Annotated in this window: 11 protein-coding genes; 6 read left to right on the forward strand and 5 right to left on the reverse strand. The window is 70.7% G+C overall.

Annotation, left to right across the window (positions count from 1 at the left end; all coding sequences use genetic code 11):
* Positions 1–80: 80 nt before the first annotated feature.
* The 6 genes from ACLF6J_RS06130 (at position 81) to ACLF6J_RS06155 (ending at position 7,599) form a co-directional block, all read left to right on the forward strand.
* Positions 81–1,592 (forward strand): family 20 glycosylhydrolase, encoded by a 1,512-nt coding sequence (locus tag ACLF6J_RS06130; protein ID WP_134353201.1) that lies wholly within the window; start codon positions 81–83, stop codon positions 1,590–1,592.
* On the forward strand, positions 1,589–2,758 hold the full coding sequence (locus ACLF6J_RS06135) for an N-acetylglucosamine-6-phosphate deacetylase (protein WP_134353200.1): 1,170 nt from the start codon (positions 1,589–1,591) through the stop codon (positions 2,756–2,758). Before ACLF6J_RS06130 ends, ACLF6J_RS06135 begins: the two co-directional genes overlap by 4 nt.
* A 697-nt stretch (positions 2,759–3,455) precedes the next feature.
* Positions 3,456–5,429, forward strand: a complete 1,974-nt coding sequence (locus tag ACLF6J_RS06140) for a sigma-70 family RNA polymerase sigma factor (protein WP_134353199.1) — start codon at positions 3,456–3,458, stop codon at positions 5,427–5,429.
* Between the two features lie 9 nt (positions 5,430–5,438).
* Complete coding sequence (locus ACLF6J_RS06145; protein ID WP_047519832.1) at positions 5,439–5,810, forward strand: YrdB family protein; 372 nt, start codon at positions 5,439–5,441, stop codon at positions 5,808–5,810.
* 24 nt (positions 5,811–5,834) lie between these two features.
* Positions 5,835–7,199 (forward strand): FAD-binding oxidoreductase, encoded by a 1,365-nt coding sequence (locus ACLF6J_RS06150; protein WP_134353198.1) that lies wholly within the window; start codon positions 5,835–5,837, stop codon positions 7,197–7,199.
* Positions 7,192–7,599 carry an NUDIX hydrolase gene (locus ACLF6J_RS06155; RefSeq protein WP_047519834.1) on the forward strand — a complete coding sequence of 136 codons (408 nt, stop codon included), beginning with the start codon at positions 7,192–7,194 and terminating at the stop codon, positions 7,597–7,599. The genes ACLF6J_RS06150 and ACLF6J_RS06155 overlap by 8 nt, the downstream gene beginning before the upstream one ends.
* 15 nt (positions 7,600–7,614) lie before the next feature.
* Here the strand turns inward: ACLF6J_RS06155 and nagB are convergent, their stop codons facing one another.
* From nagB to ACLF6J_RS06180, 5 genes are all read right to left on the reverse strand, one after another.
* Positions 7,615–8,394 carry a glucosamine-6-phosphate deaminase gene (gene nagB / locus ACLF6J_RS06160; protein ID WP_047519835.1) on the reverse strand — a complete coding sequence of 260 codons (780 nt, stop codon included), beginning with the start codon at positions 8,392–8,394 and terminating at the stop codon, positions 7,615–7,617.
* A complete protein-coding gene (locus ACLF6J_RS06165; protein ID WP_208526518.1) occupies positions 8,387–9,352 on the reverse strand; it encodes an ROK family protein in 966 nt (321 codons plus the stop codon). The genes nagB and ACLF6J_RS06165 overlap by 8 nt, the downstream gene beginning before the upstream one ends.
* Before the next feature lie 43 nt (positions 9,353–9,395).
* The gene (locus ACLF6J_RS06170) at positions 9,396–10,583 is read right to left on the reverse strand and encodes an ROK family transcriptional regulator (RefSeq protein ID WP_134353197.1); all 1,188 of its coding nucleotides are present in this window, start codon (positions 10,581–10,583) and stop codon (positions 9,396–9,398) included.
* A 79-nt stretch (positions 10,584–10,662) separates the two neighbouring features.
* Positions 10,663–13,929 (reverse strand): family 20 glycosylhydrolase, encoded by a 3,267-nt coding sequence (locus ACLF6J_RS06175; RefSeq protein ID WP_134353196.1) that lies wholly within the window; start codon positions 13,927–13,929, stop codon positions 10,663–10,665.
* Positions 13,920–15,137, reverse strand: a complete 1,218-nt coding sequence (locus tag ACLF6J_RS06180; protein WP_244093612.1) for an alanine racemase — start codon at positions 15,135–15,137, stop codon at positions 13,920–13,922. The genes ACLF6J_RS06175 and ACLF6J_RS06180 overlap by 10 nt, the downstream gene beginning before the upstream one ends.
* Positions 15,138–15,148 lie beyond the last annotated feature (11 nt).

The raw sequence follows: 15,148 nt of genomic DNA on the forward strand, positions 1-15,148 counted from the left end.
ACGCGGTCGCGACGACGACGGCGCAGAATCGTTTCGATTCCCCCATTCCCTCCTGCCACGACGACCGGTAGGTTTTGTTCATGGTCCTTCCTCATCCTCTTCCGCTCGTCCCTGCGCCCGTGTCCGCCGTCGCACGGGAGGAACGGATGCCGCTCACCGCGACGACGCGCGTGCTCGGCTCCTCCCCGGCCGCCGCACAGCTGGTCGACGCGATCGAACGCCGCACCGGAATCCGCCTCGCCCTCGTCGATGAGGCCGACGCCGAAATCGAGCTCCTCGTCGACCCCGCCTCCTCCGCGCCCGAGGGCTACACGCTCGAGATTGGAGAGCGGGCGATCCTCGTCGGCGCCGACGAGGCCGGGCTCTTCTACGGCGTCCAGACCTTGCTGCAGCTGCTGCGCCAGGAGGACTCCGGCTGGGCGCTGCTCGGTGCCGACGTCGCCGACTCCCCGCGCTTCGCCCGACGAGGTGTCATGCTCGATGTGGCTCGGCACTTCTTCGGCGTCGACGACGTGAAGAAGTTCATCGACAGCACCAGCGCCCTCAAGTTCAACCACCTGCACCTGCACCTGACCGACGACCAGGGATGGCGCGTGCACATTGACTCCTGGCCGTTGCTCACCGAGCGGGCGGCCGGCACCTCCGCGAACGGAGACCCGGGTGGCTTCTACACGAAGGACGACTACCGCGAGATCGTGGCCTACGCCGCCTCGCATCACATGATCGTGATCCCCGAGATCGATCTGCCCGGCCACACCCACGCGATCGGCGTCGCCTACCCCGAGCTCGTCGAGGCACCCGTGCTGAACGACAACCTGATCGCGGACTCCGCTCGCCTCGGCCAGCCGCTGCCCGTCGCCGGCGAGACGTACCTCGGCTGGGGCGTCGGTCACTCGAGCGTCCGCATCCACGACGAGCGCACCTACGCGTTCGTGCGCGACGTCGTCCGCGAGCTCGCCGAGATGACCCCGGGGCCGTACATCCACGTGGGAGGCGACGAATCGCTCGGCACCCCGCAGGCCGACTTCGACCTGTTCGCCGAGCGCGCCACCGCGATCGTCGTCGAGGCCGGCAAGATCCCGGTCGCCTGGCACGAGATGGGCTCGGCCGCAGACATCGCCGAGGGCACCGTCGGCCAGTACTGGGGCAAGACCACCCCCGAGGGCACGCACGCCGAAGAGGCCGCCCACTTCGTCGAGCGCGGCGGCGCGCTGATCATGTCGGCGGCGAACGTCACCTACCTCGACATGAAGTACTCCGAGGACTTCCCCCTCGGCCTCACCTGGGCGGCCATCATCGACGTCCGCTCCGCGTATGAGTGGGAACCGACCTCCGTCCTCGACGTGCCAGACGCCGCGATCCTCGGCGTGGAGGCTCCGCTCTGGTCCGAGACCACCCGGACCCTCGCCGAGGTCGAACAGCTGGTCTTCCCCCGGGCGGCGGCGCAGGCCGAAGTGGCCTGGTCGCCGCAGGAGGGCCCGGAACGCACCTGGGAGTCCTTCCGCGTCCGGGTCGGGGCGCTCGCGCCGCTGTGGAAAGCTGAGGGGGTCGACTTCCACCCCGCAGAAGAAATCCCCTGGAGCGAACGTTGAGCACCCACTCCTCCGCGACCGGCTCGCTGGTCATCCATTCGGCGCGCATCGTCGACGGCGGCGCGATCACCGAAGACGCCTGGGTCCGGATCGAGGAGGGCACCGTCGCAGCCGGCGGCACCGGTTCGGACTGGGCATCGGCGGATGTGATCGTCGATGCCACGTCCGTCGCCGGGGCAGGAGCCCTGCTCACCCCCGGCTTCGTGGACATCCACGGGCACGGCGGAGCCGGAGCGTCGTTCGACGACGGCGTCGACGCCATCCGCATCGGTCGCGACCTGCATCGCGCCCACGGCACCACGCGCGCCGTCGTGTCCCTCGTGACCGCATCGGTGGATTCGCTCGCACGGAACGTCGCCCTGATCGCCGACCTGACCGAGACGGACGCCGACATCCTCGGTTCCCACCTCGAGGGCCCGTTCCTCGACCCCGGCCACCACGGCGCTCATGAGCCGTCGCTGCTGCGCCATCCGGTCGCCGCGGACGTCGCACGACTGCTGGATGCCGGGCGAGGCACGGTCCGCCAGGTGACGATCGCACCGGAGCTCCCCGGCGGGCTCGACGCGATCAGGCAGATCGTGGCCGCAGGCTCGGCGGCCGCGGTGGGTCACACCGACGCGGATGCTGCGACGGCTGTCGCCGCTTTCGAGGCCGGTGCATCGATCCTCACCCACGCCTTCAACGCGATGCCGGGCATCCACCATCGTGCGCCGGGCCCGGTGCTGGCCGCTGCAGCGGATCACCGAGTCGTGCTCGAGGCGATCGCCGACGACGTGCACCTCGATCCGCACGTCGTCAAGCTCGTGTTCGACGCGGCCCCCGGTCGGGTCGCGCTCGTCACCGATGCGATGGCCGCGGCGGGAAGCGCCGACGGCCACTACGACCTCGGCGCGGTCAGCGTCACAGTGAAGAACGGCGTGGCCAGGGCGGATGACACCGGTTCGATCGCCGGCTCGACGCTCACCCAGGACGTCGCACTGCAGCGCGCGGTCGCTGCCGGCGTGACCCTCGAAGAGGCCGTGCGGGCACTCACCGAGACTCCGGCACGGGCGATCGGACGCGGCGCTGTGCTCGGTGGCCTGCGCCCCGGCATGCTCGGCGACGTCGTGCTGCTGGATGCGGAACTGCGCGTCGCGCGCGTCTGGTCAGGACCCCGACTCTCCTAGGTCCTGCGTCGCGCGCGACGCACAGCTCTGCGCTCTCCGGTCGTGCGTGCACAGGGCGGGGGGCCGCCGTTCCCCAGATCGGCGGCCCCGTCCCCTGCAGAGACGGGCGGCCGGGAACTCCTCCCCCGAGGCTCCCGACCGGCCCACCGGTGCACTCACCCCTCGCACCAGTGCCTGAACCCCGCCCCCCGGAGGAGTTCTTCGTGGCTGTCTCTCTGTGATGAGACGACGGTCTCATCGATTCATTACGCGACTTCGTGAAAATCTTCGAGAAGTTCCTTCCGTCGCTCACCCAGTGCGGGCGGGAGGCCGCCGTTCCCCCGAACGGCGGCCTCGCTCCCCCCTCCTGAGACGGACGGGCGGGGTACCTCCCCCGAGGCCCCGACCGCCCTACCGAAGCGAATACCGCTCGCACCGGCGCCTGGACTCCGCCCCCGGAGTCCGATTCGGCTGTCCTAACGATGAGACGGTCGCACCACGGATTCATTACGCGACTTCGCGAAATTCTTCGAGAAACAGCGTTTCCATGCTCGGGCGCGGACCGGATCCGCCGACGTGCGCCCCCGGAAGTCTGCGTACTTCGTGGGAAAGAGTGGCTTCCCTGGGAAATTCGCGAGAGACTGGAAAAGTCGCGTGATGAGCGGCGCCTCCACGCGTCTCACCCTGTAGAGGCGCAACCGCGCCCAGCGACAGATGGATGATTGTGCACGAAGAGAACTCGAGTCACGACGAACTGATCGGTGATGCCGACCTGATCCTCCGCGCCCGTTCGGGCGACACGGGGGCCTTCGGCGAACTCTGGCGACGCCACTACCCCTCGGGAATCACGGTCGCCCGATCCATCACATCATCGATCGACCCGGATGACCTGGTGCAGGAGGCGTACACACGCATCTACCAGGCGATCATCAAGGGCGGCGGACCGAACGGATCGTTCCGTGCCTACTTGTTCACGAGTATCCGCAACACCGCGGCCGGCTGGGGACGCGCCCGTCGCGAGACCGCGATCGACGAGCTCGACACCGTCGCCGACCCCGAGACCACCGACCAGGCGGCGAACGAGGCGCTCGACCGGAGCCTCACCGCGCAGGCGTTCCGCAGTCTTCCCACGCGCTGGCAGGAAGTGCTGTGGTACACCGAGATCGAGCAGATGAAGCCGCAGGAGGTCGGTCACCTCCTCGGGATGAAGTCCGGTGCCGTGTCGCAACTGGCGTTCCGTGCGCGTGAGGGTCTCCGCGAAGCGTGGATCCAGGCGCATCTGCGCAGCGCCGAAGACGGCTCCGAATGCCAGTGGACCATCGAGCATCTGGGCGCCTACTCGCGGGGCAACCTCAGCACGCGCGACCACAAGCGACTCGAACTGCATCTCGATGACTGCGCGCGCTGCATGATCGTCGCTGCCGAGGCCAAGGATGTCTCGCAGCGTCTCGCCCTCGTTCTGCTTCCTCTCGTGCTGGGTGTCGCCGGCGCCTCGGGCTACCTCGCGACCCTGCAAGGCGCAGGCACCCCGATCGTCGCTCTCGCGGCCATGCCGTCCAGCATTCCCGGTGCCGTCTTCGGCGGCGACGGAGGAGCCGGGGCCGTTGCCGCAGGCACGGCCGCGTCCGGCGCGGGCACGGGTCCCGGCGGCGGCGCAGGTTCGGGCGGCGCCGCAGGTGGCGGTGCCGGTGGCGCGGGTGCCTCCGGCGGAGTCTTCACCGGGATCGGCGCACTCGTGGGAGCGGGATCCGCGGCTCTGGTCGTGGCCGGCGTCGTCGCTGCGGCGACGATCCTCCCCGGACTCGCCGGAGCGAACCCGGAGACGTCGCTGCCCAGTGCCGGCGACACCGACCCGTCGTCGATCACCTCGGACGTCGGACCCGATGAGTCGATGACGCTCGACGAACCTGTCGTGATCGACGAGCCGGTCACCCCTCCGCCTGCGCCGGTCCCTCCTGTGGAGGAGACCAGGACGCCCGCCGCGGACGCGGCCCCGCCGGTCGAGACCCCTCCGGTCGCCCCGGTGACCCCGGTGGCCCCTGTGGCTCCGGTCGTGCCTCCCGAGCCGGTCGACCCCGTGCCTCCCGTCGATCCCCCGGACCCCGAGGTCGCGGAGTATCCCGTGATCATCTTCGGTGCGCCGGGCGCGACCGTCGAGGGACTGCTCGACGACAGCCCGGACGGCGGCGACACCATCGTCCTCGATGAGTTCGGCCAGGGGACGCTCGTCTTCTCGCCGAGCGTCGCTCAGAACGCCGCGCCCGAAGACACGACGGTCACCGTCATCCACACGCTCCCCTCGGGAGAATGGATGAGATCGAACGGTCTGACGCTCCTGGACTTCAGCCGCGAGGGCGGCTACACGGGGATCCAGTTCCTGGGCGACTGGGAGATCCCGCCGACGGAGGAGCCGGACACCGAGGACCCCGCGACCGAGGAACCGAACGCCGAGGAGCCCCCGGCAGAGGAGCCCCCGGCAGAAGAGACGCCGGTCGACGAGTCCACGAACGACACGACGCCGACGGACGACACGACGCCTGCCGACGAGGGGCCCACGGAGGCTACCCCGCAGGAGACGGACCCCGCCGCGGTCGAGCCTGCCGCGTCGACGGCTCCCGAATCCGCTGCGCCCGGCACCGGAGCAGCGGATGACTCCACGGCCCCGACCGAGGACGCTCCCGCCGACGAATAGACTGGATCCATGCCCTCGGATTCCGCCCCCGTCCCCGGTGTCGACCGCCCGACCTTCTCCGTCCTCGACATCGTCCGCGCCGTCGTCCTGGTCGTCGCCGTGGCCTCGCTCGCGCTGTGGGGCTTCGCCAGCTGGGACCTCCCGTGGAACATCATCGTCGGCATCGGGGCACCCGTCATCGTGGTCGTGATCTGGGCGCTGTTCCTCTCGCCACGGGCGGTGCTCCGTGTGCACCCGTTCCTTCGCGCCGCGGTCGAGCTGCTCATCTACGTCGGTGTGACCATCGCGTGGTGGTCGATGGGACAGGCCCTGATCGGCACGGCTTTCGCGCTCGTGGCCGTGGTGTCCGGGGTGCTCAGCGGTCGGCGCGCGCTGTCGTGAGTGCCCTGTCGTGAGTGCCCTGTCGTGACTGTTCTGACGCTTCTGCGCGAGTCGCTCGGCGCGCTCATCGACACCGACGAGGCCTCGCTCGAGGAGGCCAGAGCCGATCGATCGGGTCACGCGGCACCCGGACGCCCTCTCGCCGTCGTGCATGCGGAATGCGTCGAAGACGTCCAGAAGACGATGCGCATCGCCACCGAGACTCATACGCCGGTCGTCGTCCGCGGTGCCGGGACCGGTCTGGCCGGCGCGGCGAACGCCGGCAGCGGCGAGATCGTGCTGTCCCTGCGGCGCATGACCAAGATCCACGAGGTGCGTCCCGACGATCTGCTCGCCGTCGTCGAGCCGGGCATCCTCAACGCCGACCTCAACACCGAACTCGCACGGCACGGGCTCTGGTGGGCGCCCGACCCCGCGAGCCGCGACATCTCCACGGTCGGCGGCAACATCGCCACCGGCGCGGGCGGACTGCTGTGCGCTAAGTACGGTGTCGTGCGCGATGCCGTGCTCGGCGTCGACCTCGTCCTCGCCGACGGCAGGCTGCTGCATCTCGGGCATCGCAGCGTCAAGGGCGTGACGGGCCTCGACCTCACCGCGCTGGTCGTGGGCTCCGAGGGCACTCTGGGCGTGGTGGTCGGAGCGACGCTGAAACTGCGCAGGCTCGTCCCGGGCGAGACCTGCACGATCACCGCCACCTTCCCCGGCGTCCGCGCCGCTGCGGCGGCCTCCGCCGCGGTGACCGCCGCAGGCGTGCAACCGGCGATCATGGAGCTGATGGACGCGGCCAGCCTCGCGGCCGTGCACGCGTTGCTCTCGCTCCCCGCCCCCACGTCAGGGGCGGCCCAGCTGACCATCCAGACCGATGGCCCCGCGGCCGTCGCCGAGGCCGCCACGATCGCCGAGATCCTCCGCGCCCACGAGGGGGTCACGGTCGTCTCGCGCGACCGCGCCGAAGGGGAACGGCTGCTCGCGATCCGCCGGTCCATGCACGCCGCGATGGCGTCGCTCGGCACCACACTCATCGAGGACGTCTCGGTGCCGCGCAGTGCGATGCCCGCGATGTTCGACGAGATCGCGCGCATCGAGCAGGAGTACGCGCTGACGATCCCGACCGTGGCGCACGCCGGCGACGGAAACCTGCACCCGAACTTCCTCTTCGACGGTCCTGAGGCACCGCCGGAGGTCTGGGCCGCGGCCGACGAGTTGTTCCGCGCAGCGATCCGGCTGGGCGGGACCCTGACCGGTGAGCACGGCATCGGGGTCCTCAAGCGCCGCTGGCTCGCCGACGAGCTGGGCGATGACCAGTGGCAGCTGCAGCGTCAGATCGCCGCGGTGTTCGACCCGCTCGGCATCCTCAACCCCGGGAAGGTCTTCAGCCCCGATGCCTGACATCCACGTGAGCGCGGCCGTGATCGCGGATGACGAGGGCCGGGTCCTGGTCGTGCGCAAACAGGGGACGACCCGGTTCATGCAGCCGGGCGGCAAACCCGAGCAGGGTGAGACCGCGGCGCAGACCCTGATCCGCGAGCTGCACGAGGAACTGGGGGTGCTGCTCGACGAGTCCGACCTCCGCCCCCTCGGCACCTTCATCTCCGCGGCCGCGAACGAGCCAGGTCACCGTGTCGTGGCCGAGGCTTTCGCCGCCTCCCTCGATCCCGGATCCGTGACGGTCCAGGCGGAGCTGGCCGAGCTGCGGTGGATCACCCCGAGCGATGTCGCGACACTTCCGCTGGCGCCCCTGAGCATCGAGCACCTGCTGCCGATCGCCTGGCCCCCGCTCGCGGACTGACCGCCTCCTCCGGCGTCAGATGCCCTGCCAGGCCGGCTTGTTCGCGAAGGTGTAGCGGTAGTAGTCGGCCAGGGCGAGGCGAGACGCCGCGGCCTCGTCGACGACGACCGTGGCGTGCGGGTGCAGCTGGATCGCAGAACCCGGGAGGAGCGCGGTGAGCGGCCCTTCGACCGCGCGGGCGACGGCGTCGGCCTTCCCCTCGCCGAACGCGAGCAGCACGAGGTGGCGCGCCTTCAGGATGGTGCCGAGCCCCTGCGTGATGCAGTGCATCGGCACGTCGTCGATCGAGTCGAAGAAACGGGCGTTGTCTTCGCGGGTCTGCTCGGTGAGGGTCTTGACACGGGTGCGCGAGGCGAACGAGGAACCCGGCTCGTTGAAGCCGATGTGCCCGTCGGTGCCGATCCCGAGGATCTGCAGGTCGACACCGCCGGCGGCGTCGATCGCGGCCTCGTAGTCGTCACCCGCGTGCTGGATCGTCGCGAGCGCACCGTTGGGCACATGGATCCGCTCCGGATCGAGGCCGAGCGGCTCCACGACCTCGCGCGAGATGACCGACCGGTAGCTCTCCGGGTGCGCGGGATCGATGCCGACGTACTCGTCCAGGGCGAAGCCTCGCAGCTGCGAGAGATCACGACCGGCGAGCTGGGCGCGCAGAGCCTGATACACGGGCAGCGGAGTCGATCCCGTTGCGAGGCCGAGGACGGCGTCGGCACGACGCTCGATCAGCTCCACGATCTCGGTGGCGACCAATGCGCCGGCGGCCTCGGCATTCTCGACGATGACGACCTCAGCCATGCGGGACGATCTCCTTCTCGGTGATGGATGCGCCGACGAGTGCGGCGCCGAAAGCGGCAGCGGGAGATCCCGCGGGGAGCAGTTCGATTCTCTCATCCAAGCGGAGCGACCGCATGAACGGTGACGCCTCCGCCCCCGCATGCAGCGCCGCGCGGACACCGTTCTCGAGACGGTCACCGAGCGCGGTGAGCCCGCCCCCGATGATGACGGTCTCGACATCCGCCGAGAGCACGAGCACACGCACCGCGGCCGCAGCGCCGTGGTACAGATCATCGCGAAGGGCGGACGCCAGGGGATCGCCGGCGTCGGCGGCATCGAAGATGTCCCTGATCGGCAGCGCCCCCGGCCGCCCCCAGGCCTTGGCGAGTGCTCCCCCACCGCACAAGGTCTCGACACAGCCGCGCTGCCCGCAGCCGCAGAGCCGTCCGTGCGGATCGACCGAGATGTGTCCGACCTCACCGGCCGTCCCGCGGGCGCCGCGCCAGATGCGTCCGTCGAGCACGATCCCGGCCGCGACGCCGGTACCGAGATTCAGATATGCCATCGACCCGGTGACCCTGCTGAGCACGGCCGCCCCGAGGGCAGCCGCCTTCACGTCGTTCTCGACGCGGAAGGGTACTCCGAGGGCGCGCTCGGCCCGATCCGCGAGATCGAGTGACTCCACGCCGAGATTGACCGCGTGGACGACGCGCCCCGCTTCGGCGTCGACCAGCCCCGGAATGCCGATGCCGACGGAGCCGATGCGCGAGATCGGAAGACCGGCCTCGTCGGCGAGCGCGGCGACCGACGCCACGATGCTCTCGACGACCGCCTCCTCGCCCCATCCGGTCGGCCGGCGGTGGCGACCGATGATCTCGCCGGTGGCGTCGACGGCGACCGCGTCGATCTTGGTGCCGCCGACATCCAGGCCCACTCGAATCTGCCGACCGGCTCGGTCGGCGGCTCCTGCACCCTTCATCGGATGCGGCTCCCCGTGGTGTCGGCGTCGGTGCTGGCGGACGTCACGACACTCCCAGCTGTCCGGAGAGCACCATCACCGCAGCACCGCGCAGGACGATGTCGTCCTGGTGCGTCAGGCGCACGATGACGTCTTCGAACACGCCCTCGAGGGTCCGTGCGTGGAGGGTCTCGATGGCGGCGTCGATCAGGATGCCGTCGAGCAGGTCGGCCGGTCCGGACAGGACGACCTCGGAGAGGTCCAGCGCGGCGACGATGGGGGCGATGGCGATCGCCATGCGGGTTCCGGCATCACGGAGGATGTCGTCGCGGGAGTCGGGGTCGGCAGCGATCGCGGCACCCAGGCGGCTGACGCTCAGCCAGGCCTCGAGGCAGCCGTCCTTTCCGCAGGCGCATCGCGGCCCGCCGTCGGTGCCGACGACGACGTGTCCGATCTCCCCCGCGGCGAAGCGGCTCCCGAGCAGCGGCTGGCTTCCGGTGATGAGACCGGCACCGACGCCGCGTCCGATCTTGATGAGCATGAAGTCGGCTTTGGCTTCGCCGAAGGTGTACTCGGCCAACACGGCGGCGTTGGCATCGTTCCTGGCGAGCACGGGAAGGTCGAGATCGACCCCGAGCTTCGCTTCGAGCGGGAAGTTCGTCCATCCGAGGTTCGGTGAGCTCAGCACGACCCCGTCCGGCCGCACCACACCGGGCGTGCCGATCCCGACGCCCAGCAACGGCTGGGTGGAGGCGGCGATGAGCGTCTGCGCGAGCTCGCGCAGCGCGGCGTAGGCGGCTTCGCCGTCGGGCGACTCCGGACGCGGCACCTCACGACGTTCGAGCACGTCGCCGTCGAGGCTCAGGACGGCACCGGTGAAGGCGCTGGGGCCGGAGAGATCGAGACCGAGGATCTGGTGACCGAAGCGGTCGATGTCGATGAGGATCGGCGGCTTGCCGGGGCCGACGGCCTCGCGGACGCCCATCTCGATGACGATGCCGTCTGCGATGAACTCGGCGACCAGGTCGGAGATCGTCACCCGCGTCAGCCCCGTCTCGCGGGACAGGTCAGCGCGGCTCATGGCTCCCGCGTGGTACAGCGTCTGCAGGACCAGGGCGCGGTTGTGTCCGCGCGCGTGCTCCGGAAGCACTTTCGAGCGGGACCGCAGGTGGCGCCCCGGGCCGAAGGCATGCGTGTTCACGCCGAGGTACTCCACCGGCGAGGTGGGACGCTGTTCATCCGAAACGGACATGTTTGTTAGTAGACCTTACGAACAAAATTTGTGCAACCTCTCCCCGCAGACCCGCGAGGAGGGTTACCGAAACGTTACATTACTTTCGATGCTCGACGGGAGTGCTCTCCGAGCGCTCCCTGAGACGGGCGACCAGGCCGGCGACGATCCCCTCCCTGGCCTCGATCGTGAGGGGCTTGCCGGGCACTCCCGGGCGACGCTGATCGGGCGTGGGCCCGTCCAAGGGACGATACCGCACACCCGCGGCGCGCAGACGGCGCAGATGGGTCGGAAGGCGCCGAGCGAAGTCGGCGTACGGTGCCGGCTCGCCGCCCTCCCAGAGCCGTTCGGCGATCGCCGCGAGCCGCGGGAACATCGCGAAGTCGACACGGTCACGGGTGGGCAGATGCTCGCTCCACACGTTGGCCTGACCGCCCACCGCGCCCTCCTCGACGCGAAGCGTGTACGCGCGCTCGATCGTCAACGGCGGACCCACCCTGATCGGCTCCTCCGCCGACTCCGATTGCGGGTAGTCGAGATAGGCCTCGAGGTCGGGACAGGCCACGACGGGGATCCCGCGCGACAGGGCAGCGCGCATCGCCACCGGCCCCCGCCAGGCGAGGATCCGCACGCCTTCCGGCACCTCGCCCTCGAGCACCTCGTCCCACGCGAGCGCCGTGCGCCCTCTGGCCCGGACGTGCGCGACGAAGTGCGCCGTGAACCACGGCTGCACGTCGTACGGGGTGGCGAGTCCGAGTTCCGTCATCCGCGCGGCGGCCGCCGGGCTCTCCGCCCACTCGGTCACGGGGACCTCATCGCCGCCGATCCCGATCCACTCCGACGAGAACACCTCGCACAGGGCATCGATCGCCGCGCGCCCGAACGCCAGCGCGGCCTCCGTCGGCGCGAGGGTGCGGGGATTGACCCCGAAGCGCTCCCACGCGGAGACAGCCGGGCCGGCGACATCGACGTTGCCGAGCTGCGGGTAGGCGGCGAGCGCGGCTTGGACATGGCCGGGCAGCTCGACCTCCGGCACGAGCGTCACGAAGCGATCGGCCGCGTAGGCGACGAGCTCGCGCAGCTCCGCGGTGGTGTAATACCCCTCATGCACGCCCGGCTCGACGGTGGCGAGCGGACCATGACCGCGCTGCGTCGCTTCTCGGCGCGAGCCGACCTCGGTGAGCAGCGGGTAGCCGGGAACCTCGAAGCGCCACCCCTGGTCATCGGTGAGGTGCAGATGCAGGACGTTGAGGTGGTGCTCGGCGAGGAGGTCGATCACCCGACGCACCTCGTCGACCGGCCGGAAGTGCCGCGCCACATCGAGCATGACCCCGCGCCAGCCGTATGCGGGCGCCCCCTCCCACGCACCGGCAGGGATCAGCGCCGACTCCGCATCCGGATCGCGCAGCTGCCGCAGCACCGTGGCGCCCCGGAACACCCCGGCCGCACTCGCGCCCCGGACCTCGATGCCGTCGGCGTCCACGCGCACGCGGAAGGCCTCGTCGGCGATGCGGCCGTTCGACGCCGCCGCGGCGCCGAGATCACCGTCGATGAGCAGCCGGATGGGTGCGGCGGCGGCATCGTGCCCTCCACCGCCCAGCCGCGCGATCGCGGGGGCGACCTCCGGTGACCCGGCGATCGGTGTCCCGCTCGTCCAGACGAAGCCGGGCTCCGCAGCATCGATGCGCGACCGGACGCGGGGTACCGTCGACCGATGTGCCGCCGGTGGCCTCCTCAGCGCCCGCCCCGGCGCGGCCCCCGTGGGTTCGCCGTCGGAGACCACGGCCACGCCGTCGACCAGCACCTCGACGATGCCCTGCGGAGCGGTGAAGGGGCTGTCGAAGGTGGCGCCCGCGGCGATCGTCTCCGGATCGAACAGCACCAGGTCGGCGATCGCTCCCTGCCGGATGACGCCGCGCGGGGCGTCTCCGCGGTCGAGGCCCAAGCGACGCGCCGGCGTCGCGGAAAGGTGCTGGACAGCTTCCTCCAGCGTGAGGACTCCGAGCTCGCGCACGTAGTGTCCGAGGTACCGGGGGAAGGTGCCACGGCCCCGCGGGTGCGGCCGGGCGCCGATCAGGATCCCGTCGCTTCCTCCCGAGTGCTGCGGATGGCGCATGATCGCGCGGACGTTCTCCTCATCACCGATGTGCATCAGGATCCCGGTCGCACCGGCATCGGCGAGCACCGTGTCGAGCACGACGTCGACGGCCCGTCGTCCGGTCGTCTCGGCGATCTCCGCCACCGTGCGACCGACGAGATCGGCGAGTGCGGGGTTGGCGGTGCCGGAGATCTGGATCTGCGTCCAGTCCGCCGTCTCGCCGTGGAACCCGTCGCAGCCGATGTCCTCGAGCTCTACGCGCACGGCTTCGCGGCCGGCGGCGTCGAGGTCCGAGATGACACGCAGCAGGTCGCCCGTCGCTGCCAGCCTGCTCGGCAGCAGAGCCGCGAGCGTCGTCGCACCGGGCAGGTAGGGGTAGGTGTCCAGGGTCACGTCGACACCGTCGGCGATGGCCCCGTCGATCACTGCCAGCAGTTCCGCGGCGCGTCCCCTGTTCGGAGCGAAGTTCATGGTGGCGTGCGTGAGATGCACGGGGCAGCCGGTGCGGCGACCGATGTCGAGCGCCTCCCGGTAGGCATCGAGCGCTCCCCCGCCGTAGCTGCGGGTGTGCGGCGCCCAGTATCCGCCGCGCTCGGCGACGACCCGGCACAGCGCCTCGAGTTCGGCCACGTCGGCATACATCCCGGGCGTGTAGGTGAGGCCGCTCGACATCCCGAAGGCGCCGGCGTCGAGAGCAGCGCCCAGCAGCTCCGCCATCGCGGTGATCTCCTCGGCGGTCGCCGGACGGTTCTCGTGACCGACCACCATCATCCGGAGGTTCCCCTGGGGCACGAGGACAGCGGCGTTCGCGACCGTCGCCGCGTCGATCGCGGAGAGGAGGTCGTCCATGGTGCGCCAGGGCGTGTCGGCGGGCATCCCGTTCCATCCGGCGATCTGGCCCGGGATGACCGCGGCGGTGGCGTCGTCGAGCGGCGCATAGCCGAGACCGTCCTGGCCGAGGACCTCGGTCGTCACGCCCTGCCGGATCTTCGCGTCGTGGGCGGTGCCGCTCAGCACCGCGAGCTCGCTGTGGGCGTGCATGTCGATGAATCCGGGGGCGAGCACGAGACCGCGCGCGTCGATCTCGATCGCCCCGTCCGGAAGGTCGAGGACATCGTCCGGCTCGGCGACCGGCAGGACCGCGACGACCCGGGCCCCTTCGACCGCCACGTCGGCAATGAAGCGGGCGGCACCCGTCCCATCGACGACCGTCGCTGAGCGATACACCCGCACCAGCCCGACCGCAGCCTTCTCCGCGCTCAGAAGCATGTCGCGACCGCTCCGATCACGCGAGGATCAGCGGCGTCGGGATCGTCGATGACCGCGACCACCCGCCACTTGTCGAACGCCGTGCACGGGTGTGAGAGACCGAGACGCACGACGTCGCCGACGGCCACCGCCGCGCCGTCCGCGAGATGGAGGAAGGCGTGCTGGTCGTTCAGGGCGGTGATCTCCCCCTCGACGGACTGCGGCACGGGCAGGTCGAGATCGAACGGCACATCCCGCCGACCCGCATCGAGCAGGGCGAGTCCGTCCTCCGGCTGCGACACGACGCGGGACCAGGCGTGCATCGCGGAGCGAAGCGGCGCGGTGCCGGTCACGGGGCCGAACGGGGACATCCGTGAATAGAAGCCGTCGTCGTGGATCTGGAACGCGCCCGAGCGGAGGACGACATCCGCCCCGGCCCCCGCGGAGGAAAGCACAGCCGCCGCGCGGTCGGGAAACGCGCTGCCGCCGGCACTGAGCACGGGCCGGACACCTTCGGGGTACTCCACCCTCGTATGCAGCGCGACCAGGGTCCGGAGGTAGGCGTCGACAGCCTCGATGGACGCGTCACTGCGATCCGGTCCGAAAGGTCCCTCGTAACCCGTGACACCGGCGAGCCGGAGACCGGGGGCGTCCGAGATCGCCTGAGCGATCCGCTCCCCCTCCGCCACGGTCCGCGCGCCCGTACGGCCGTGGGCGCCGCCCAGCTCGACGAGGACATCGAGCGGTCGTGCCGCATCACCCATCCCCGCCGCCAGGATCTCGACCCCGGCGAGCGAGTCCGCCCCGCACAGGACACGCAGATCCTCGTCGGCGGCGAGCATCTCACCGAGTCGACGCACGGCGGCGCGGTCGGTGACGGCGTTGGCGATCAGGACGGTCGGGACGCCCGCGTCGATCGCCACCTCGGCCTGCCACGGCGTGGCGACCGAGATGCCCCATGCCCCCGCGTCGAGAAGCCGCTGCCAGAGCGCCGGCGCCATCGTGGTCTTGCCGTGCGGGGCGAGCATCACCCCCTGCTCCTTCGCCCAGGCGAACACGGTCTCCTCGTTGTGGCCCAGCGCCCCTTCGTGCACCGTGAGCACCGGGGTGACCAGATCGGAGAGGCGCAGTCCGGCGTCGGGCACCTGCGAGAGACGGAGTCCCGCGGCGCGTGCCGGGAAGCCCTTCGTCCAGGCGCCGAGAACGGGATCCGGAATTTGTAGAGGCATCTAACAAGGCT

Source organism: Microbacterium sp. IO18, assembly GCF_049099505.1.
Taxonomy (GTDB): domain Bacteria; phylum Actinomycetota; class Actinomycetes; order Actinomycetales; family Microbacteriaceae; genus Microbacterium; species Microbacterium aurugineum.

Bases quoted from the DNA above. Each gene is read 5' to 3' on its own strand.
- ACLF6J_RS06155 (WP_047519834.1), top strand. From the start codon at position 7,192: ATGCCTGACATCCACGTGAGCGCGGCCGTGATCGCGGATGACGAGGGC.
- ACLF6J_RS06145 (WP_047519832.1), top strand. From the start codon at position 5,439: ATGCCCTCGGATTCCGCCCCCGTCCCCGGTGTCGACCGCCCGACCTTC.
- ACLF6J_RS06140 (WP_134353199.1), top strand. From the start codon at position 3,456: ATGATTGTGCACGAAGAGAACTCGAGTCACGACGAACTGATCGGTGAT.
- ACLF6J_RS06130 (WP_134353201.1), top strand. From the start codon at position 81: ATGGTCCTTCCTCATCCTCTTCCGCTCGTCCCTGCGCCCGTGTCCGCC.
- ACLF6J_RS06165 (WP_208526518.1), bottom strand. From the start codon at position 9,352: ATGAAGGGTGCAGGAGCCGCCGACCGAGCCGGTCGGCAGATTCGAGTG.
- nagB (WP_047519835.1), bottom strand. From the start codon at position 8,394: ATGGCTGAGGTCGTCATCGTCGAGAATGCCGAGGCCGCCGGCGCATTG.
- ACLF6J_RS06180 (WP_244093612.1), bottom strand. From the start codon at position 15,137: ATGCCTCTACAAATTCCGGATCCCGTTCTCGGCGCCTGGACGAAGGGC.
- ACLF6J_RS06170 (WP_134353197.1), bottom strand. From the start codon at position 10,583: ATGTCCGTTTCGGATGAACAGCGTCCCACCTCGCCGGTGGAGTACCTC.
- ACLF6J_RS06175 (WP_134353196.1), bottom strand. From the start codon at position 13,929: ATGCTTCTGAGCGCGGAGAAGGCTGCGGTCGGGCTGGTGCGGGTGTAT.